The organism is Burkholderia sp. Bp9090 (genome assembly GCF_003857985.1).
In the GTDB taxonomy this organism is placed as follows: domain Bacteria; phylum Pseudomonadota; class Gammaproteobacteria; order Burkholderiales; family Burkholderiaceae; genus Burkholderia.
The window spans coordinates 64422-83570 of record NZ_QTPV01000008.1; the positions used below are offsets into that span (position 1 = coordinate 64422).

The 19149-nt window shown below is 68.0% G+C and carries 18 protein-coding genes and 1 pseudogene; 8 read left to right on the forward strand and 11 right to left on the reverse strand.

The genetic code is table 11. From position 1 onward, the window contains the following. Positions 1-95: 95 nt before the first annotated feature. The gene (gene ribB, locus DIE16_RS10285) at positions 96-806 is read left to right on the forward strand and encodes a 3,4-dihydroxy-2-butanone-4-phosphate synthase (protein ID WP_124488632.1); all 711 of its coding nucleotides are present in this window, start codon (positions 96-98) and stop codon (positions 804-806) included. Between the two features lie 90 nt (positions 807-896). On the opposite strand, the gene DIE16_RS10290 is transcribed toward ribB, so the two are convergent. The 4 genes from DIE16_RS10290 to glpD form a co-directional block, all read right to left on the reverse strand. Then, positions 897-1583 (reverse strand): HAD family phosphatase, encoded by a 687-nt coding sequence (locus DIE16_RS10290; RefSeq protein ID WP_124488633.1) that lies wholly within the window; start codon positions 1581-1583, stop codon positions 897-899. Positions 1584-1866: 283 nt separating this feature from the next. Next, positions 1867-2583: an MIP/aquaporin family protein gene (locus DIE16_RS10295; RefSeq protein WP_044846788.1), complete on the reverse strand. Its 717-nt coding sequence runs from the start codon at positions 2581-2583 to the stop codon at positions 1867-1869. Positions 2584-2679: 96 nt separating this feature from the next. Continuing rightward, positions 2680-4182 carry a glycerol kinase GlpK gene (gene glpK / locus DIE16_RS10300; protein WP_124486895.1) on the reverse strand — a complete coding sequence of 501 codons (1503 nt, stop codon included), beginning with the start codon at positions 4180-4182 and terminating at the stop codon, positions 2680-2682. A gap of 105 nt (positions 4183-4287) precedes the next feature. Next, positions 4288-5811, reverse strand: coding sequence for a glycerol-3-phosphate dehydrogenase (gene glpD / locus DIE16_RS10305; RefSeq protein WP_124892243.1), 1524 nt, complete (start codon positions 5809-5811; stop codon positions 4288-4290). Between the two features lie 162 nt (positions 5812-5973). Here glpD and DIE16_RS10310 point away from each other — a divergent pair, with 162 nt between their 5' ends. After that, entirely contained in the window at positions 5974-6342 is a 369-nt protein-coding gene (locus tag DIE16_RS10310) for a hypothetical protein (RefSeq protein WP_044846785.1), read from the forward strand. A gap of 91 nt (positions 6343-6433) precedes the next feature. Here the strand turns inward: DIE16_RS10310 and DIE16_RS10315 are convergent, their stop codons facing one another. After that, a complete protein-coding gene (locus tag DIE16_RS10315) occupies positions 6434-6631 on the reverse strand; it encodes a hypothetical protein (protein WP_044846784.1) in 198 nt (65 codons plus the stop codon). 315 nt (positions 6632-6946) lie between these two features. Further along, complete coding sequence (locus tag DIE16_RS10320) at positions 6947-7726, reverse strand: DeoR/GlpR family DNA-binding transcription regulator (RefSeq protein ID WP_044846783.1); 780 nt, start codon at positions 7724-7726, stop codon at positions 6947-6949. Between the two features lie 223 nt (positions 7727-7949). Between DIE16_RS10320 and DIE16_RS10325 the strand changes: the two genes are divergently transcribed. From DIE16_RS10325 to DIE16_RS10335, 3 genes are all read left to right on the forward strand, one after another. Further along, complete coding sequence (locus DIE16_RS10325) at positions 7950-9590, forward strand: gamma-glutamyltransferase family protein (protein WP_124892244.1); 1641 nt, start codon at positions 7950-7952, stop codon at positions 9588-9590. 314 nt (positions 9591-9904) lie between these two features. After that, positions 9905-10732 carry a ferritin-like domain-containing protein gene (locus tag DIE16_RS10330; RefSeq protein ID WP_044846781.1) on the forward strand — a complete coding sequence of 276 codons (828 nt, stop codon included), beginning with the start codon at positions 9905-9907 and terminating at the stop codon, positions 10730-10732. Positions 10733-10800: 68 nt separating this feature from the next. Then, positions 10801-11310, forward strand: coding sequence for a hypothetical protein (locus tag DIE16_RS10335; protein WP_044846780.1), 510 nt, complete (start codon positions 10801-10803; stop codon positions 11308-11310). Here DIE16_RS10335 and DIE16_RS10340 read toward each other — a convergent pair. The 3 genes and pseudogenes from DIE16_RS10340 to DIE16_RS10350 all read right to left on the reverse strand — a co-directional run bounded on the left by DIE16_RS10340 (position 11304) and on the right by DIE16_RS10350 (position 14909). Continuing rightward, a complete protein-coding gene (locus DIE16_RS10340) occupies positions 11304-12758 on the reverse strand; it encodes a DEAD/DEAH box helicase (RefSeq protein WP_124892245.1) in 1455 nt (484 codons plus the stop codon). The genes DIE16_RS10335 and DIE16_RS10340 overlap by 7 nt on opposite strands. Positions 12759-12832: 74 nt before the next feature. Beyond that, a pseudogene (locus DIE16_RS10345) lies at positions 12833-14125 on the reverse strand (c-type cytochrome); the annotation flags it as partial. Positions 14126-14144: 19 nt separating this feature from the next. Next, the gene (locus DIE16_RS10350) at positions 14145-14909 is read right to left on the reverse strand and encodes a c-type cytochrome (RefSeq protein ID WP_044844542.1); all 765 of its coding nucleotides are present in this window, start codon (positions 14907-14909) and stop codon (positions 14145-14147) included. Positions 14910-15286: 377 nt separating this feature from the next. On the opposite strand from DIE16_RS10350, the gene DIE16_RS10355 reads away from it, so the two are divergent. Then, entirely contained in the window at positions 15287-16219 is a 933-nt protein-coding gene (locus DIE16_RS10355; RefSeq protein WP_124486900.1) for a CopD family protein, read from the forward strand. 139 nt (positions 16220-16358) lie between these two features. On the opposite strand, the gene dgoD is transcribed toward DIE16_RS10355, so the two are convergent. Then, a complete protein-coding gene (gene dgoD, locus DIE16_RS10360; RefSeq protein ID WP_044844540.1) occupies positions 16359-17507 on the reverse strand; it encodes a galactonate dehydratase in 1149 nt (382 codons plus the stop codon). A gap of 119 nt (positions 17508-17626) precedes the next feature. On the opposite strand from dgoD, the gene DIE16_RS10365 reads away from it, so the two are divergent. Continuing rightward, positions 17627-18346 carry a FadR/GntR family transcriptional regulator gene (locus DIE16_RS10365; RefSeq protein WP_260426203.1) on the forward strand — a complete coding sequence of 240 codons (720 nt, stop codon included), beginning with the start codon at positions 17627-17629 and terminating at the stop codon, positions 18344-18346. A 27-nt stretch (positions 18347-18373) separates the two neighbouring features. On the opposite strand, the gene DIE16_RS10370 is transcribed toward DIE16_RS10365, so the two are convergent. Next, complete coding sequence (locus tag DIE16_RS10370; RefSeq protein WP_044844539.1) at positions 18374-18619, reverse strand: DUF1272 domain-containing protein; 246 nt, start codon at positions 18617-18619, stop codon at positions 18374-18376. 152 nt (positions 18620-18771) lie between these two features. Here DIE16_RS10370 and DIE16_RS10375 point away from each other — a divergent pair, with 152 nt between their 5' ends. After that, on the forward strand, positions 18772-19119 hold the full coding sequence (locus DIE16_RS10375) for a GFA family protein (protein WP_124486903.1): 348 nt from the start codon (positions 18772-18774) through the stop codon (positions 19117-19119). Positions 19120-19149 lie beyond the last annotated feature (30 nt).

A 19149-nucleotide genomic window follows, 5' to 3' on the forward strand; every position in this document is an offset into this window, starting at 1 on the left:
GCTTTGCCGTCCGTGCGAAGCGGGTTGTCGTTCTGTCTGTTTGCAATGCCCTGAAACGTTTTTCGCCCAAATCGTAATCGCGAGGAGCGTTTCACATGTCCTTCAAGTCCGTTTCGTCGGCACCTGCCGACGCCTTTGCCGATCTCCCGTTGCTGGATTCCGAACCGGTGCCGCCGCGCATCGCCGCCGCGCTCGACGCGTTGCGCGCGGGCCGCGCGGTCGTGTTGCAGGACGATCACGACCGAGAAAACGAGGCCGACCTGATCGTCGCCGCCGAACGCATCACGCCCGAGACGATGGCGCTCCTGATCCGCGAGTGCAGCGGCATCGTGTGCCTGTGCCTGACCGACGACAAGGTCCGCGCGCTCGAGCTGCCGCCGATGGTGCAGACCAACGAGAGCCGCAACGGCACCGCGTTCACCGTGTCGATCGAGGCGCGCGAAGGCGTGCATACCGGCGTGTCCGCGGCCGACCGCGTGACGACGATCCGCGCGGCGATCGCCGACGATGCGAAGCCGTACGACATCGTGCGCCCCGGCCACGTGTTTCCGTTGCGCGCGCAACCGGGCGGCGTGCTGGCGCGCCGCGGCCACACCGAAGGGACGGTCGACCTGTCGATCCTCGCGGGGCTGAAGCCGGCGGGCGTGCTGTGCGAGCTGATGAATCCCGACGGCACGATGACGCGCGGCGACGACGTCGAGCGTTTCGCGCAGCAGCACGGGCTGCCGATGCTGACGATCGCGGAACTCGTCGAATTCCGCGAAGCGCTGGCGGCCGCGCGCGAGCGCTGCTGCGAGCCGGCCTGAGGGCCGGCATGGCGGGCGCACCGTGGCGCCCGCGGTACGGCGTGCGCAGCGAGCCGCACGCCGGTGATGTCGCTCCGGCGCGGCGGTCGGTCAGGACTGCACGTCGCCGAATTCGCCGCGCAGGCCGGCCGCGACGAGCGCCGGCAGTTCATCCATCCTCCGCATGATCCGCGTGATGCCCATCGCGCGCAGCGCGTCCGCGTAGTTGTCGGGGATGTGGCTCGCGCCGACGAACGCGATCGTCTTCATGCCCGCCGCGCGCGCGGCGTTCAGGCCCGACACGCTGTCCTCGACGACGATGCAGCGCGCCGGCGCGACGCCAAGCGTGCGCGCCGCATGCAGGTACACGTCGGGGTAGGGCTTCGGCCGCGCGACCTGCTCGGAGCTGAACACGCGCTCGCCGAAGATTTCGGTGAGCGACGCGCGCTTCAGCGAGCTGCGCACGCGCACGAGCCGGCTGTTCGACACCACCGCGGCCGGCAGGCCGACCTTCAGCAACGCGTCGCGCACGCCGGTGATCGGCGCGAGCGATTGCGCGAGACCGGTTTCGATGTTGCGCTCGACGGTCTCGATGAAGTTGTCCGGCATCCGGATGCCGAAATGCGCTTCGAGCCCCGCGAGAAAGCGCGACGTCTGCTGGCCGAACGCGGACTTCGCGGCGGCTTCGAAATCGAGGTGCGGGAAGGTGGCGGACAGCGTTTCGAGCAGCACGCGGTCGGCAATGACTTCGCTGTCGACGAGCACGCCGTCGCAGTCGCAGATAAGGTGATCGAGCATGATGGTGAAGAAGCGGGGTGTCGGCGACGCCGATCATGCCGCCATGATACGTGCTTTCGCGGCTGCGCCGTGCGGCGCGAGCGCGGCGGACTCGTCGTCGATCACCGTTCCGACCCGCGAGCCCTTGCGTGTCGCGAAGCGTGGTCCCGGCGTCGAAGTCGTCCGGTATCGGCCACGGCCGATGCGCGGTGCCGGCGAAGCGACGATCGCGCGACGAAGTGAGTGGCCGGAAGCGCGCGGCAGGCCGTGCCGCGCGCAGGCTCGAGGTCGAATGACGGCGCGCTCAGGCCATCGCGTGCAGGCGCAGATACAGGCCGGCCGCCGCGGCGCCGCCGAGCAGCGGGCCGATCACCGGCACCCACGCATAGCGCCAGTCGCTGTCGCGCTTGCCGGGGATCGGCAGCAGCGCATGCATCAGGCGCGGCGACAGGTCGCGCGCCGGGCTCATCGCATAACCGGTCGGCCCGCCGAGCGAGATGCCGATGCCGAGCACGAGCAGGCCGACCGGCAGCGCGTCGAGCGCGCCGAGGCCGACCTGCGGCGACGCGAGATACAGCACGCCGAGGATCAGCACGAACGTGCAGATCGCTTCGGTCAGCACATTGTGCGTGGTGCTGCGGATCGCGGGCGCCGTGCAGAACACCGCGAGCTTCAGGTCCGCATCGACTTCCTTCGCGAAGTGCTGGCGATACGCGAGCCACACGAGCAAGGCGCCCGCCATCCCGCCGAGCATCTGCGCGAGGATGTAGCCGCCGACCTTCGACCACGCGAACTTGCCCGCGAGCGCGAGGCTGATCGTGACGATCGGGTTCAGGTGCGCGCCGCTGAACGATGCGGTCACGTAGACGGCGACGAACACGGCCATCGCCCAGCCCATCACGATCACGATCAGGTCCGCGCCCTTGCCCTTGGTCTTCGCCAGCAGCACGTTGGCGACCGCGCCGTTGCCGAGCAGCACGAGAATGGCGGTGCCGATGAATTCTGCAATATAAGGTGACATGTTTGTCTCTCGTAGGTCGCGGCGGACTCGCGCGTTGCGCGGTCCGCCGGTGTTGTTGTATTTCGTTCGGAGTTCTTGTGATTTCTGCCGCGGTGCTTACTGCACGTCGTCGGCCCACGCCTTCGCGGCGCGCACCGCGCGTTGCCAGCCGGCCATGCAGCGCTCGACCTGCTCCTTCGGCATCGACGGCGAGAAGCGGCGATCGAGCTGCCACTGGCTGCGCACTTCGTCGAGGTTCTTCCAGTAGCCGATCGCGAGGCCCGCGAGGTAGGCTGCGCCGAGCGCGGTCGTCTCGGTGATCTGCGGGCGCACCGCGTCGACGCCGAGCAGGTCGGCCTGGAACTGCATCAGCAGGTCGTTCGCGCTCGCGCCGCCGTCGACGCGCAGCTCGCCGATGCTGATGCCCGAGTCGGCTTCCATCGCGGCCAGCACGTCGAGCGACTGATAGGCGATCGCATCGAGCGCCGCGCGCGCGAGATGCGCGGACGTGGTGCCGCGCGTGACGCCGAACACCGAACCGCGCGCCCGTGCGTTCCAGTGCGGCGCGCCGAGGCCCGCGAACGCCGGCACGAGATAGACGCCGTCGGTATGCGGCACGCTCGCGGCGAGCGCTTCGATCTCAGCGGCCGTCTTGATGATGCCGACACCGTCGCGCAGCCACTGCACGACCGCGCCCGCGATGAAGATGCTGCCTTCGAGCGCGTACTGCACGTCGTCGCCGATCTGCCACGCGATCGTCGTGACGAGGTTGTTCTTCGACTCGATCGGCTTGTCGCCGGTGTTCATCATCAGGAAGCAGCCGGTGCCGTAGGTGTTCTTCACCATGCCCGACGTCGTGCACATCTGGCCGAACAGCGCCGCGTGCTGGTCGCCGGCGATCCCCGCGAGCGGGATCTTCGACGCGAACACCGTGGTTTTCGTATGGCCGTAGATTTCCGACGACGCCTTCACTTCCGGCAGCATGCTGCGCGGGATGTCGAGCAGCTCGAGCAGCTCGCTGTCCCACTCGCGCGTGTGGATGTTGAACAGCATCGTGCGCGACGCGTTCGTCACGTCGGTCACGTGCAGCTCGTGCTTCGTGAAGTTCCACACGAGCCAGCTGTCGACGGTGCCGAACGCGAGCTTGCCCTGGCGCGCCTTGTCGCGCGCGCCCGGCACGTTGTCGAGGATCCAGCGGATCTTGGTCGCGGAGAAGTACGAGTCGATCGGCAGGCCGGTCTTCGCGCGCACCTTCGCCTCGAGGCCCTGTGCTTTCAGCGAATCGCAGAAGTCGGCGGTGCGGCGGTCCTGCCACACGATCGCGTTGTAGACGGGCTGGCCCGTCTCGCGATCCCAGACGATCGTCGTCTCGCGCTGATTGGTGATGCCGATCGCGGCGATCGACGTGCCGTTCAGGCCGGTGCGCGTGACGGCTTCGGCGGCGACACCCGCCTGCGTCGACCAGATTTCCTGCGGGTCGTGCTCGACCCAGCCGGGTTGCGGGTAGATCTGTTCGAATTCCTTCTGGGCGATCGATACGATGTTGCCCTGGCGATCGAACAGCATTGCGCGGGAGCTCGTCGTGCCCTGGTCAAGCGCGAGGATGTACTGATCCTGCATGTCTCTCATCTCCATCCGTGGATTGGCGTAGTTGTGATGCGCGCCGCATGTTACGCGGCGCGTCGGTGAATCAACGTCGGTCAGGCAACTGCAACTGCAAACGGATCACGCGTGCGGCGCGTGCGCGGCGGCGAACCACGCATCGACCGCGGCCGTCACCGCGTCGAGCGTGCCCGGCGCCACGTGCAGGCCGAGCTTCGAGCGGCGCCACAGCACGTCCTGCGCGCAGGTCGCCCATTCGACGTCGCGCAGGTAGCGCAGTTCGGCGTCGTGGATGCCCGGGGCGATCTCGGCGCCGAGGTCGGCGAGCGACGTCGCGCCGTCCACCACGCGTTCCGCGCGCGTGCCGTACGCGCGCGCATAGCGGCGCGCAAGCGCGGCGGGCAGCCACGGATGGCGTTTCGCGAATGCGTCGGCGAACACGTCGAACTTCGCGTTCGCGATGTCGCCGCCCGGCAGCGGCGCGCCGGCCGTCCAGGTCTTCGCGTCGCGGCCGAGCGCGCGACACAGCAGGTCGGCGGCTTCCTCCGCGAGCTTGCGGAACGTCGTGATCTTGCCGCCGAACACCGACAGCAGCGGCGCGCCGGCGCCGTCGTCCATCTCGAGGCGATAGTCGCGCGTGACGGCCGACGCGTTCGCCGCGTTTTCGTCTTCCAGCAGCGGGCGCACGCCCGAATAGGTCCAGTGCACGTCGGCCGGCGAGATCTTGCGCTTGAAGTAGCGGTTGATCGAATCGCACAGATACTGCGTCTCGTCGCGATCGATCGCGACCTTCGCGGGATCGTTCGTGTATTCGACGTCGGTCGTGCCGATCAGCGTGAAGTCGTGCTCGTACGGAATCGCGAAGATGATCCGCTTGTCCGGGTTCTGGAAGATGTATGCGTGGTCGTGATCGAACAGGCGCCGCGTGATGATGTGGCTGCCCTTCACGAGCCGCACGCTGTGCTGCGCGCCGCGACCGAGCGCGCCGTGCAGCACTTCGCCGACCCACGGGCCGGCTGCGTTCGCGACCGCGCGCGCGCGCACGACGCGGATCGAGCCGTCCGCGTGCCGCAGCCGCGCTTCCCATTCGTCGCCGTGGCGTTCCGCCGACACGAGTTTCGTGCGCGTGAGGACCTCGGCGCCGCGCTCCTTCGCATCGAGCGCGTTCAGCACGACGAGGCGCGCGTCGTCGACCCAGCCGTCCGAATACACGAAGCCGCGCTTGATCGAGTCGATCAGCGGCGCGCCGGCCGCATGGCGGCGCATGTCGATGCCGCGGGAGCCGGGCAGCAGTTCGCGCTTCGCGAGGTGATCGTAGAGGAACAGGCCGATGCGGATCAGCCAGGCCGGCCGCAGGTTCGGCATGTGCGGCATCACGAAGCGCAGCGGCCACATGATGTGCGGCGCCGCGCGCAGCAGCGTCTCACGCTCCTGCAGCGCTTTGCGGACGAGTCCGAATTCGTTGTATTCGAGGTAGCGCAGGCCGCCGTGAATCAGCTTCGTGCTGGACGACGACGTGTGCGACGCGAGGTCATCCTGCTCGCAGAGCAGGACCGACAGGCCGCGGCCGGCCGCATCGCGCGCAATGCCGGCGCCGTTGATGCCGCCGCCGACGACGAGCAGATCGTAGCGATTCGGTTGGGTCACCTGCTGTCCTTATCGTCTGATGGAAATGGGCGAACATGAAATGTTCGAATTCGAAATTTAACGAACGAAATCGAAAAAGTAAAGTTCGAAAAAGCGGGGCCAGTAGCGCGTGGCGCGATCCCGGACGATACTGGCGCAATCGACCGTTTCGCGAGGTGAATCATGCGTATTGGGATGTGGGCCGGCGCGTGCGCCGTCGTCCTGGCAGGATGCAGCGCCGGCACGCCGCCGCTTGCCGGCAACTGGCGGGCGCCGTCGTTCGTCGACCTGCAGACGTCGTGCGGCGGCACCGCGCGCGACTGGGGCGCGGACGCGCAGCCGGTCTATTCGACGCTGTACGACGCGTATGTGGCGAAACGGTATCGCGGGCTGACGCAGGCGAACTATTGCGCGTTCGTAAACGAACTTTCGGCGCACTATGCGGCGCCCGACGCGGCGGGGCGCGCCGGATGGGTCGCGTATTTCAACGGCGCGCGCGCGCAGGCCGTCAGCTGGCGGGCCGCGGTCGATCCGACGCTGCGCGGCGGCTGACGCCGGAGCGCTGCGGGAGGCGGGAAAAGCGCGGGAAAAGCGGCGCGGCCGGAAATCCGGCCGGCGCGCTCAAGTCAGGAACAGCGGGACTTCAGGAATAGCGGCATTTGATGGATCGCAACGCGGCGTCGCCGGTTTCGGTCACGCAGTATTTGCGTCCCGATCCCAGCCCTTCCAGCCGCACGAGCTGCTGTTCGAGCAGCGCGTCGAGTTCATCGCGATCCATGTCCCCATGATCGGGGGCATCCTTCACAAGCAGTAGCGTGGCGAATTCATGCGGACTCAGCATCGTTCTCTCCATGGCAATCGGTTTGCCCGCGCAGCCGGCGCAAACGCCGCTGCGCGATACCCGGCGGGGTATGGCTTGGGGGGAAAGCTGTATTCGCCGGCCTTCGGATTCGCACACGCCTTGGCACGGGCGGATCGCGCGAACGGGCCGGGGAACTGGAGTCTAGTCGAGCGCGCGGGCAACGACAAATCGTGCCCCGTTAATTTTCAGTTTGACAGGCACGCAAACCGCTAGCGGTTCAGCGGGCGCGCCAACTTCTTGATTTCACTTGAAGTTTCAGGTGCGGTGCAGCATCGCGCGGGTCATTCCGCGGGGTCATTCCGCGACGTACACCTGGGTGCCCGCGTTCGCCACCGCGTCGGCCATCTCCGGCGGCAGTGGCTTGTCGGTGAAGAGTGCATGAACCTGGCTCAGGTGGCCCTGGCGCACCAGCGCCGGACGGCCGACCTTCGAATGATCGGCGACGAGGTAGACCGTGCGCGCATGCTGCATGATCGCCTCGGCCACGCGCACCTCGCGCGTGTCGAAGTCGCGCAGCGTGCCGTCGGCTTCGATCGCCGACGTGCCGATGATCGCGTAGTCGACCTTGAACTGGCGGATGAAGTCGATCGCGAGCTCGCCGACGATGCCCTTGTCCCACGGCCGCACGATGCCGCCCGTGATCAGCACCTCGCAGTCGGGATAGCCGCTCATCATCGACGCGACGTTCAGGTTGTTCGTGATCACGTGCAGCCCGTGATGACGATTCAGTGCGCGCGCAACTTCCTCGGTCGTGGTGCCGAGATTGATGAACAGCGACGCCTGGTCGGGGATGTGCGACGCGGCGAGCGCCGCGATGCGCCGCTTCTCGTCATGGAACATCCGCTGGCGCGCGGTGTACGACACGTTCTCCGAGCTGGTCGGCAGGCTCGCGCCGCCGTGGTAGCGGCGCAGCAGGTTCAGGTCGGCGAGCCAGTTCACGTCGCGGCGGATCGTCTGCGGCGTGACCGCGAAGTGCGCGGCGAGATCGTCGACGGTCACGAAGCCGTCGCGCTGCACCCATTCGAGCAGTTCCTGCTGGCGCGCGTTGAGGGTGAGGCGGGGATCTCGGGTCATGGCTCGGCGGTCGGATCGTGAGGCGGAGCGGGTATTGTAAGGGCGGGAAGGGCGTTCGACCGGCCTGCGGCGCATCACCGCCCGGAATTCATGCGGAAAGTACATGGATTCATGTGACAAATGAATTTGTGCGATCGCGCGGATCGCGCTGCAATGGCGGACTGTCCGCGCATGCCGGTCGTGCGTCCGGCGCGTTCATTCAGCTTTCGACGAGGTGGAACCGATGACTGGCTTCAACTGGCACAACCCGTATCCGACGACCCGCATCCCGGTATTCGCGCGCAACGTCGTGTCGACGTCGCACCCGCTCGCCGCGCAGGCCGGGCTGCGGATGCTGTGGAAGGGTGGCAATGCCGTCGATGCGGCGCTGGCCGCCGCGGCCGCGATCACGGTGGTCGAGCCCGTGTCGTGCGGGCTCGGCGGCGATGCGTTCGCGCTCGTGTGGGACGGCGGGCGGCTGTCCGGGCTGAATGCGTCGGGCGTCGCGCCGGCCGCATGGAGTCCCGACTATTTCCGCAAGCGCCACGGCGAGGACGCGCACGGCATCGCGAACAAGCCGACGCGCGGCTGGGACACCGTCACGGTGCCGGGCGTGATCGCGGGCTGGGAAGCGCTGCATGCGAAGTTCGGCTCGCTGCCGTTCGCGGATCTGCTCGAGCCGGCGATCGAGATCGCCGAGCGCGGCTATGCGGTGTCGCCGATCGTCGCGCACAAATGGGCGGCCGCGGTGCCCGAACTGCAGGGACTGCCGGGTTTCGCCGACACCTTCATGCCGCGCGGGCGCGCGCCGCACGTCGGCGAGCGCATGTGCCTGCCGGGCCACGCGCAGACGCTGCGCACGCTCGCGAACGACGGCCCGCGCGCGTTCTACGAAGGCGCGCTCGCCGCGCAGCTCGCGGCGTTCGCGCGCGAAGGCGGCGGCGCGCTGACCGAAGCCGACCTGCGCGCGTACCGGCCGGAATGGGTCGAGCCGATCGGCAAGCGCTTCGGCCGTCATACGATTCACGAGATCCCGCCGAACGGGCAGGGCATCGCCGCGCTGATCGCGCTCGGGATCGCCGAGCAGGCTGGCCTGAGCGAATGGCCGGTCGATTCGGTCGACTCGCAGCACCTGCAGATCGAGGCGATGAAGCTCGCGTTCGCGGACGTCTATCGCTACGTCGCCGATCCGCGCGCGATGGACGTGACGCCCGCGCAGATGCTCGACGATGTGTATCTCGCGGAACGCGCGAAGCTGATCGATCGCGCGCGCGCGACGCACTTCGCTGCCGGCCGCCCGCAGTCGGGCGGCACGATCTACCTGTCCGCGGCGGACGAGCGCGGGATGATGGTGAGCTTCATTCAGTCGAACTACATGGGCTTCGGTTCGGGGCTCGTCGTGCCCGGTACCGGCATTGCCCTGCAGAACCGCGGGCACGGCTTCTCGATGGACCCGGCGTCGCCGAACGTCGTCGCGGGCGGCAAGCGGCCGTTCCATACGATCATCCCCGCGTTCGTCACCGAGGAAGTCGACGGCCGCAGCGAGGCCGTGATGAGCTTCGGCGTGATGGGCGGCGACATGCAGCCGCAGGGCCACCTGCAGACCGTCGTGCGCATGCTCGGCTACGGGCAGCAGCCGCAGGCCGCCTGCGACGCGCCGCGCTGGAAGGTCAATCGCGACTTCACGCTCGACGTCGAGTCGACGATGAAGCGCGAGACGGTCGACGGGCTCGCCGCGCGCGGCCATACGATCAAGTCGATCGACGATCCTTACATGGATTTCGGTTCGGGGCAGTTTGTGTGGCGTCTCGATCGCGACGATCCCGACCGCGGCTACGTGGCCGCGAGCGACAGCCGCCGCGATGGTCTTGCGGCCGGTTTCTGACGGAACGCTTCCAGCGTTGTGCCCGACGGGCGGCCGGATGGCCGCCCGTTTTGCCTGGATGCAGCGCATGCCGTCGCACGCGCGCAACCGGTTCGAACAACTCATCTAACGAACCGCAACATGCGCGGCGGAACTGCGCGCGACGGGCATGGTCAGTGCTTTGAAGCACGAACATAAAAGTCCGGCTAAGATGCCAGCATGGTTCGGCCGGACCAATCCACTAATAAATGCAAGCAAAACGTCGCCTGCGGGCACGCCGGGCCTGTGCGAAGAGATGGGCCGGCCGGCCGCGCGACGACTGGGAGCGCATCACCATGCCTACTGAAACGACGCATGTCATGCCGTGGCGTATCGAGGACATCGACCTGAACCGGATCGATCGTCAGCGCGCCGCCGCGAACGAGGATCTGCTGCTGTTGCTGTGCGCGTCGTCGTTCATCGAAAGCGGCTCGGATCTCTACACGAGCAACCTGAGCGAGTTCTTCAACGACGATCCGGAAGTGTCCGCGTGGCTCAACAATGCGTGGGAGCACGAGGAACTGCAGCACGGGCGCGCGCTGAAGGCGTATATCGCGCACGTATGGCCGGAGTTCGACTGGGACACCGCGTTCGCGAATTTCTTCGCCGAGTATTCGAAGACCTGCTCGGTCGACGCGTTCGAGAAGACCCGCGCGCTCGAGATGGTCGCGCGCTGCGTCGTCGAGACGGGCACGGCCACGCTCTATCGCGCGATCAACGAATGCTCGGACGAGCCGGTGCTGAAGGAAATCACCGACAACATCCGCTCGGACGAAGTGCGTCACTACAAGCACTTCTTCAAGTTCTTCAAGAAGTACAACAAGCTCGAAGGCAACGGCCGTCTCGCGGTGCTCGGCGCGCTGATGCGCCGCGTGATGGAAATCAAGAACGAGGATTCCGAGATCGCGCTGCGCCACGTGTTCGCAGTCCGCTACCCGGATCGCGTCGGCGACAGTCAATACAACCGCGAGCGTGCCGCGCGCATCAGCTCGCTCGTGCGGCGCAACCTGTCGGCCGACATGTGCGTGAAGATGCTGCTCAAGCCGCTCGACCTGCCCGCGAAGATCCAGCCGAGCGTCCACTATCCGCTGACGAAGATCACGCGGCACGTGTTCATGCGCTGATCGTCACCGCGCGGTCCGGCGCGCGTATGCTGCGCGATCATCATCTGCTTTTCACCGGGGCCGCCATCATGACCGATTCCCATCGCCACGCGCTCGAACAATGGACGTTCGACGCGTGGCCGCCGGCCGTCGTTGCGCTGTTCGACGGCACCGCGCTCGAACGCCATGCCGACTTCGCCGCATCGCTGATCGTCGCGACCGACGACGGCCAGCTGCGCACGACGCTGCTCAGCGTCGGCGAGATCCACGCGCGCGACGCGCATACGCTGCTGCTCGCGCTCTGGCCGCAATCGCGCGCGGCGCGTGCGCTGACGCAACGGCGCGCGGCCGCGTTGACGCTCGTCGCGGACGGCGCATTCTTTCAGGCACAACTGAGGATCGAGCCGCTCGAAGGGGACTTCGGGGGCCTTGCCGGATTCGCTGCGACGATCGCGCACGGCGATGCGCAGCGGGTCGGCTATGCGCGTCTCGCGACCGGCGTCACGTTTGCGCTGGAAGGGGAGGCGCGCGCCGAGGTGCTCGCGCGCTGGCAGCGCCAGGTCGAGCACCTGCGGCGCGCGGCCGCGCGGCTTCAGTGACCGCGCTGGCCGCTGCGCGACGAACGGTTGCGGTTCGCGTGCGCGGCGTTGCCGTTCGCGGGACGCGCGCCGTTGCCGCCTGACGGGCGGCCGCCACCGCCGGCGTTGCCGCTCGCACCGCCGGCCGCGCGCGGCTTGGCCGCCTTCGCGGCCTTCGGCTGCGCATTGCCGTCGCGCTTCGCGGCCGGCTGGCCCGAGCCGCCTGCACGCGGCTGGCGATTGCCGCCACCGCCGCCACCGCCGCCGCCGTTGCCGCCGCGCGGCTGCTGGCCGCGGCGTTGCTGGATCGGCTCCGGCTTCGCGGTCGGATCGGGTTCGAAGCCCGCGATCACTTCCTGCGGAATCTCGCGCTTGATCAGCCGCTCGATGTCGCGCAGCAGCTGCTTCTCGTCGACACACACGAGCGACACGGCTTCGCCGGTCGCGCCTGCACGGCCCGTGCGGCCGATCCGGTGCACGTAATCTTCCGGCACGTTCGGCAGGTCGAAGTTGACGACGTGCGGCAACTGGTCGATGTCGATCCCGCGCGCGGCGATGTCGGTCGCGACCAGCACCTGCAGCGTGCTGTTCTTGAATTCCGCGAGCGCGCGCGTGCGGGCCGACTGGCTCTTGTTGCCGTGGATCGCCATCGCGCTGATACCGTCCTTCGTCAGCTGCTCGGCGAGCCGGTTCGCGCCGTGCTTGGTGCGCGTGAACACGAGCACCTGGAACCAGTTGTGTTCGCGGATCAGGTGCGTGAGCAGCTCGCGCTTGCGATCGCGGTCGACCGGGTGGATCTTCTGCGCGACGCTTTCCGCGGTGGTGTTGCGGCGCGCGACTTCGATCAGCGCCGGCGAATCGAGCAGGTTGTCGGCGAGCGACTTGATCTCGTCGGAGAAGGTCGCCGAGAACAGCAGGTTCTGGCGCTGCGGCGGCAGCTTCGCGAGCACGCGCTTGATGTCGTGGATGAAGCCCATGTCGAGCATCCGGTCGGCTTCGTCGAGCACGAGGATGTCGAGATCCGACAGGTCGATCGTCTTCTGCTGCATGTGATCGAGCAGACGCCCCGGCGTCGCGACGACGATGTCGACGCCGCGCTTGAGCGCATCGATCTGCGGATTGATGCTGACGCCGCCGAACATCACGGTCGAGCGCAGCTTCAGGTACTTGCTGTACGCGCGCACGCTTTCCTCGACCTGGGCGGCGAGTTCGCGCGTCGGCGTGAGGATCAGCGCGCGCACCGCGCGCTTCGCGCCGCGATGCTCGGCGTAGAACGTATGCAGGCGCTGCAGGATCGGCAGCGTGAAGCCGGCGGTCTTGCCGGTGCCGGTCTGTGCGCCGGCGAGCAGGTCGCCGCCGCCGAGGACGGCAGGGATCGCCTGCTGCTGGATGGGCGTCGGCGACGTGTAGCCGAGCTCGTTGACCGCCTTGACAAGCGGTTCGGCCAGGCCGAGAGATTCGAAAGACATAGATACCACTCTTGAGTTTTATGATCGGCGGCGCCTCGCGCGGCCAGCGCGGGGAACGGCGTCGCAAAAAAGCAAAGGGGCGCGGAACGCAGGTCGCTCACCTGTTGCGGCGAGATCGGCGTACCGTTGTTGCCCCACGACATCCGGATATACGTGACGACTGCCGCGACTTCCTGGTTCGACAGCGACTGTGCGAACGGCGGCATCCCGTACGGACGCGGATTCTTGAACGTGCTCGGCGGATAGCCGCCATTCAGCACCATGCGGATCGGGTTGACCGCCGATTCCATCACGATCGAATGGTTGCCCGCGAGCGGCGGATACGCCGGCGGCTTGCCCGCGCCGGTTTCGGCGTGGCAGGTCGCGCAGTTGTCCGCGTAGATCTTCTTGCCCTGGTCGAACAGCGTGTTGCCGAACTGCTTCGACGGCTCGTACTGCATGTTCTTCGGCGCTTCAGCCTTCTGCGGGATCGACTTCAGGTACGTCGACATCGCGCGCGTATCTTCGTCGCTCATGTACTGCAGGCTGTTGTGCACGACGTCGGCCATCGGGCCGAACACCGCACCCTTGTTCGACACGCCGGCCTGCAGCAGGTCCGACAGCTCCTGCACGTGCCAGTCGCCGAGGCCGAGTTCCTTGTCGTTCGTCAGCGACGGCGCATACCAGTTCTGCAGCGGGATCAGGCCGCCCGCGAAGGCTGCCGAGTTCACCGGGCCGCCCATCATGTTGATCGACGTGTGGCACATCGAGCAGTGGCCGAGGCCTTCGACGAGGTACGCGCCGCGGTTCCATTCGACCGACTTGGTCGGATCCGGCTTGTACTCGCCTTCCTTGAAGAACAGCGTGCGCCAGCCGATCAGCAGGTTGCGGTTGTTGAACGGGAACTTCAGTTCGTGCGGACGGCTCGGCACCGAGACCGGCGGGACCGAACGCAGGTACGCGTAGATCGCGTCCGAGTCGGCGCGCGTGACCTTCGTGTAGCTCGCGAACGGGAAGCCCGGGTAGAGCAGGCTGCCGTCCTTCGAACGGCCGGTGTGCATCGCGCGGTAGAAGTCGTCCGACGTCCACTTGCCGATGCCGTCCTTGTCGTCCGGCGTGATGTTCGGCGTGTACATCGTGCCGAACGGCGTCGCCATCGGCAGGCCGCCCGCGAACGACTTGCCGCCGCGCACGGTGTGGCACGCGATACAGTCGCCGACGCGCGCGAGGTATTCGCCCTTCTTGATCAGCGCGGCCTGGTCGGCCGGCGTGGCCGCGACGGCGGCAGCGCCGTGCAGCGTGTCGTTGCCCGGCCACAGGACCGGCACGAGGGCGGCGGCCGCGACGATCGCGACAGCCGAGAGTGCAAACAGGGACTTGCGTTTCATTGTGTCTGTCTCCCTTGCCTTATTGCGGTTCGCTGCCGCAGGCGAGCGGAGTCTTCATCGAACGCGCCGGTGCCGGCACGGGGTTGGCGGGCGCCGGTTGCGCGGCGAGCCATGCGGTCACGGCCGTCACGTCTTCGTCGGAAAGCTTCGCGGCGATGTCGTGCATGCAATCCGGTGCCTTCGCGTGGCGGTTGCCCGAGCGCCATGCGCCGAGCTGTGCGCTCAGGTAATCGGCGTGCAGGCCGACGAGGCCCGGGATCGCCGGCTGCATGCCGGTCAGCCCTGCGCCGTGGCAGGCCACGCAGGCCGGCAGCTTGCGCGACGGATCGCCTTGCGTGACGAGCTGCTTGCCGCGCGCGAGCGTGGCAGCCGGCAGCGTCGGCTTGGCCGGCGTCGGGTACGGCGGACGTTCGGCCGAGAAGTGCTCGGCGATTTCCTTCAGGTAATCGTCGTTCAGGTAGGTCAGCAGATAGTTCATCGGCGGGTACTTGCGCCGGCCATCACGGAAGTTGACGAGCTGGTTGTACAGGTACTCCGCCGGCTTGCCGGCAAGACGCGGGAAATAGTCGTTGTCCGTGCCCTGGCCGTGAACGCCGTGACATGCGGTACAGCCGCGCACACGCTCGGCCATCGTATCGGGTGCCTTGAGCGGCGCCTGCTGGGCGTGCGCTTGCTCCGTGGGCTTGGTCTGCGCTTGGGCAGCGCTCATAAGGCCCGCGCCACCGATCAGGAGAACGGCAAGCAACGGACGGAAGAGGCGTCTTGAAGACACACGAGACTCCATGTTTATTCGTCGGGGACCTGTCCGGGCTACGATCGGCTCGGCGCATGGACGGCAGGACAGCCGGGCTGCTGCGACGCGGCATTCTATCATCGATGGGTAATGACGGCTATTTGGCAAAAGGTCATCGGTTCCTGCCTGTTTACGACTTGCGACAATTTGACGCGCTATCTGCACGCATCGTGTGAACCGGCGTGCGCTTTGACCATCGAAGACCGTACACTCGCGGGTCGCGCGGCGCCGCCTCCGCCGCAGATCCAGTCATTTCTCCCGTTTCCGGATTCATCGATGACGTTCCTTACCGTGCCGTTGCCGTCTTCCCGCTGTCGTTCCACTTGCCGCCGCGCCGCCGGCCGGCCGTTCCCGGGAGGATGCGCGCGATGAGGATAGACAGCTTGTGGATCGGGCAGGTCGCGCTGGCGGCATTGATGGACGCGACGTTCGCGATGGCGGTCGGCTCGGCGCTGCTCAAGGCGTGGCTCGGCAAGGACGGCGCGCGGCCGGTCGTCGCGCCGTCGCATCCCGCATGGCTGCGCGCGCAACATTCGCTGGTCGCGGCGGCGCTCGCGCTCGTGCTCGCCGATCTCGGCTGGCTCGTGTACGAAGCCGCGGCGATGAGCGGCGCGGGGCTCGGCGGTGCGTTCGCCGCGATTCCCGTCATGCTCGCGCAGACCCACGCGGGCTTCGCGTGGAGCGTCGCGTTCGCCGGCGCCGTGGCGCTCGCGATCGTCGCGCTCGCGAAGCCGGACGGCCCGGTCGCGCACGCGGTGCTGTGGCTCGCGGTGATCGTGGTCGCGGGCGGCAAGGCGTCGCTCGGCCATGCGGCCGATACCGGCCTGCTGTCCGCGGCGGTCGGCGTGCAGACGCTGCACCTGCTCGCCACCGCGGTGTGGGGCGGCCTCGTGCTCGCGGGCGGGCTCGCGGTGCTGCCGGTGCTCGGCTCGTCGGTCGCGCGCGGCGCGCTGATCCGGATCGGCCAGCACCTGTCGCGTACGTCGGTGATCGCGGTCGTCTTCGTGCTCGGCACGGGCGTGCTCAATGCACTGCGCGGGCTCGGCGGCGCGCTCGCGCCGCTCGACGGCAGCACGTGGGGGCGCGTGCTGCTGCTCAAGCTGTTGCTCGTCGCGCTCGCGCTCGTGCTCGGCGGGTTGAACCGCTTCTCCGCGCTGCCGCGCCTGCGCCGTACCGCGTCGACCGAGGATGCGCACACGTTCCGCAACATCCTGCATCTCGAGGCGCTGACGATGATCGGCGTGTTCGTCGCGGCCGCCGTGCTGGCGTCCTGCGTGCCGGGGTTCGCGGCGCTCGGCTGACGGCCGGCTCGGCGCGGCGCAGGGCCGGGTGCCCGCGCGCCGCGTGCTGCGGATGCAAGAACGGCCGCCTGCCGGGCGGCCGTCTCGAAGCCGATGCGCGGCATGCCCGCCGCGCAACGCGTCTCATCTCACCTCGGCATCACCACTCGGCGACGCTGCCGTCCGCGTGGCGCCACACCGGGTTGCGCCAGCGGTGGCCCGTCTTCGCCATCTCGCGCACCTTCTCCTCGTTGACGTCGATGCCGAGCCCCGGGCCCTGCGGGATCGCGACGAAGCCGTCCTCGTAGCGGAACACCTCGGGGTTGCGCAGGTAGTCGAGCAGGTCGTTGCCCTGGTTGTAGTGGATGCCGAGGCTCTGTTCCTGGATGAACGCGTTGTAGCTGACCGCGTCGAGCTGCAGGCATGCGGCCAGCGCGATCGGGCCGAGCGGGCAGTGCAGCGCGAGCGCGACGTCGTAGCTTTCCGCGAGCGTCGCGATCTTGCGGCACTCGGTGATGCCGCCCGCGTGCGACGCGTCGGGCTGGATGATGTCGACGTAGCCGCCCGCGAGGATGTGCTTGAAGTCCCAGCGCGAGTAGAGCCGCTCGCCGAGCGCGATCGGCGTGTTGGTCTGGTTGACGATGTCGCGCAGCGCCTCGGCGTTCTCCGACAGCACCGGCTCCTCGATGAACATCAGCTTGTACGGATCGAGCTCCTTCGCGAGCACCTTCGCCATCGGCTTGTGCACGCGGCCGTGGAAGTCGACGCCGATCCCGACGTGCGGGCCGACCGCGTCGCGCACCGCCGCGACGTTCGCGATCACCTGCTCGACCTTGTCGTAGGTGTCGACGATCTGCAGCTCTTCGGAGCCGTTCATCTTCACCGCCTTGAAGCCGCGCTCGACCACTGCGCGCGCATTGTTCGCGACGTCGCTCGGCCGGTCGCCGCCGATCCACGAATACACCTTGATGCGCTCGCGCACCTGGCCGCCGAGCAGTGCATGCACGGGCACGCCGTGATGCTTGCCCTTGATGTCCCACAACGCCTGGTCGACGCCCGCGATCGCGCTCATCGTGATCGGGCCGCCGCGGTAGAAGCCGGCGCGGTACATCACCTGCCAGTGATCCTCGATCAGCAGCGGGTCGCGGCCGACCAGGTAGTCGGCGAGTTCCTGCACCGCGGCCTCGACCGTGTGTGCGCGGCCCTCGACGATCGGCTCGCCCCAGCCGACGATGCCCTCGTCGGTCTCGATCTTGAGGAACAGCCAGCGCGGCGGGACGACGAAGGTTTCGAGGCGGGTGATTTTCATGTCGCTTGTCTCCAGGGTGGACCGGCGCGGACGTGCGGACGCGGCGCCGGTCGAGTACGTGACGACGATCCTAGCGTAGCGCGTTAAAAAATAGTATTAATAGCACTATTGTGCAGATAGTGGGCAGCCGCGGCGTTGCCCATCACCGGAGAACGATCATTCAACGCGACCTGCATGGACAGACGGCCTTCCGGCTGGCGACGGCGATCCTGCGGGGCGACTATCCGCCCGAGTCGCTGCTGCCGCGCGAGCCGGACCTGATGGCGATGTTCGGGGTGAGCCGCACGGTGCTGCGCGAGGCGCTGCGCACGCTGACGTCGAAGGGACTGGTCGAATCGCGGCCGAAGGTCGGCACGCGCGTGCGGCCGCGCCGCGCATGGAACCTGCTCGACGCCGACCTGCTCGACTGGTACGCGCGCGTCGCGCCGCCGCTCGCGTTCGCGCTGAAGCTGCAGGAAATGCGCGAGATGATCGAGCCGCATGCAGCCGCGCTGGCTGCTCGCACGCATACGCCCGAAGCGTTCGATGCGATCGATGGCGCGGCGCGCGCGATGGCCGCCGCGCGCAACGTCGACGAGTGGGTGCGTGCTGACCTGCGTTTTCACCTGAGCGTGCTGGAGGCCGGTGGCAACGAACTGCTGGTGCCGCTCGGCGCGCTGATCGATCGCACGCTCGAGGCACAGCTGCATCTGAACGCGCGCCGGGCGCACGTCTACAACGCATCGCTCGCCGAGCACGTTGCCGTCAGCGATGCGATCCGCGTGCGCGACGAGGACGGCGCGCGCCGCGCGATGGCGTCGCTGCTCGCGGTGACGCGCGCGCGGATCGAGATGGCGTGACGGAAAGGGACGGGCGGTGCGGCGCCGTCAGGCGTTCGCGCAGCCGCCCGGCTTGACGATGCGTTGCGTCGATGGCGGGTACTTCGCGAGCAGGCTCGCCGGCCGCCGCGGACGCGCGACCAGGTCGCCGCCGCAGTTCGGGCAGCGGCCCTTCAGCACGTCGTCGGCGCAGGTCGCGCAGAAGGTGCATTCGAACGTACAGATGCGCGCCTCCGCCGAATCGGGCGGCAGGTCCTTGTCGCAGCATTCGCAGCCGGGGCGCAGTTCGAGCATGACGATTTTCCTTGGTCGGAGAGGGTCGGGACGGGCGCCGCCGGACGTTGCGTGCGGCGCATGCGAGCGCTACTGTACGCGTTTGGACTGGCCTGGCCAACGGTGTCCGCCCGGATACCGCCGACGCGCACGGGCCGCCCCGGGAGACGACCATGCTTTATCACGGAAGCTGTCATTGCGGCGACGTGAAGTTCGAGGCGGAAGGCGACCTGCAGGGCGTGATGGCCTGCAACTGCTCGATCTGCCGGCGCAAGGGCGCGCTGATGTGGTTCGTGCCGCGCGATCACATGACGCTCCTCACGCCCGACGACAATCTCGCCACCTACCTGTTCAACAAGCACGTGATCCGCCATCGCTTCTGCAAGCGCTGCGGGATCCACACGTTCGCCGAGGGGACCCATCCGGACGGCACGGCGATGGCCGCGATCAACGTGCGATGCCTCGAGGATGTCGATCTCGATGCGCTGCCCGTCACGCACTACGACGGCCGCTCGCACTGAGCGGCGCGTCGTTGCATGAGCGCGCGGGCC

What these genes read in the sequence shown, in the direction of transcription:
- ribB (WP_124488632.1), top strand. Translation starts at nt 96, where the DNA reads ATGTCCTTCAAGTCCGTTTCGTCGGCACCTGCCGACGCCTTTGCCGAT.
- DIE16_RS10290 (WP_124488633.1), bottom strand. Translation starts at nt 1,583, where the DNA reads ATGCTCGATCACCTTATCTGCGACTGCGACGGCGTGCTCGTCGACAGC.
- DIE16_RS10295 (WP_044846788.1), bottom strand. Translation starts at nt 2,583, where the DNA reads ATGTCACCTTATATTGCAGAATTCATCGGCACCGCCATTCTCGTGCTG.
- glpK (WP_124486895.1), bottom strand. Translation starts at nt 4,182, where the DNA reads ATGCAGGATCAGTACATCCTCGCGCTTGACCAGGGCACGACGAGCTCC.
- DIE16_RS10310 (WP_044846785.1), top strand. Translation starts at nt 5,974, where the DNA reads ATGCGTATTGGGATGTGGGCCGGCGCGTGCGCCGTCGTCCTGGCAGGA.
- DIE16_RS10315 (WP_044846784.1), bottom strand. Translation starts at nt 6,631, where the DNA reads ATGCTGAGTCCGCATGAATTCGCCACGCTACTGCTTGTGAAGGATGCC.
- DIE16_RS10320 (WP_044846783.1), bottom strand. Translation starts at nt 7,726, where the DNA reads ATGACCCGAGATCCCCGCCTCACCCTCAACGCGCGCCAGCAGGAACTG.
- DIE16_RS10325 (WP_124892244.1), top strand. Translation starts at nt 7,950, where the DNA reads ATGACTGGCTTCAACTGGCACAACCCGTATCCGACGACCCGCATCCCG.
- DIE16_RS10330 (WP_044846781.1), top strand. Translation starts at nt 9,905, where the DNA reads ATGCCTACTGAAACGACGCATGTCATGCCGTGGCGTATCGAGGACATC.
- DIE16_RS10335 (WP_044846780.1), top strand. Translation starts at nt 10,801, where the DNA reads ATGACCGATTCCCATCGCCACGCGCTCGAACAATGGACGTTCGACGCG.
- DIE16_RS10340 (WP_124892245.1), bottom strand. Translation starts at nt 12,758, where the DNA reads ATGTCTTTCGAATCTCTCGGCCTGGCCGAACCGCTTGTCAAGGCGGTC.
- DIE16_RS10350 (WP_044844542.1), bottom strand. Translation starts at nt 14,909, where the DNA reads ATGGAGTCTCGTGTGTCTTCAAGACGCCTCTTCCGTCCGTTGCTTGCC.
- DIE16_RS10355 (WP_124486900.1), top strand. Translation starts at nt 15,287, where the DNA reads ATGAGGATAGACAGCTTGTGGATCGGGCAGGTCGCGCTGGCGGCATTG.
- dgoD (WP_044844540.1), bottom strand. Translation starts at nt 17,507, where the DNA reads ATGAAAATCACCCGCCTCGAAACCTTCGTCGTCCCGCCGCGCTGGCTG.
- DIE16_RS10370 (WP_044844539.1), bottom strand. Translation starts at nt 18,619, where the DNA reads ATGCTCGAACTGCGCCCCGGCTGCGAATGCTGCGACAAGGACCTGCCG.
- DIE16_RS10375 (WP_124486903.1), top strand. Translation starts at nt 18,772, where the DNA reads ATGCTTTATCACGGAAGCTGTCATTGCGGCGACGTGAAGTTCGAGGCG.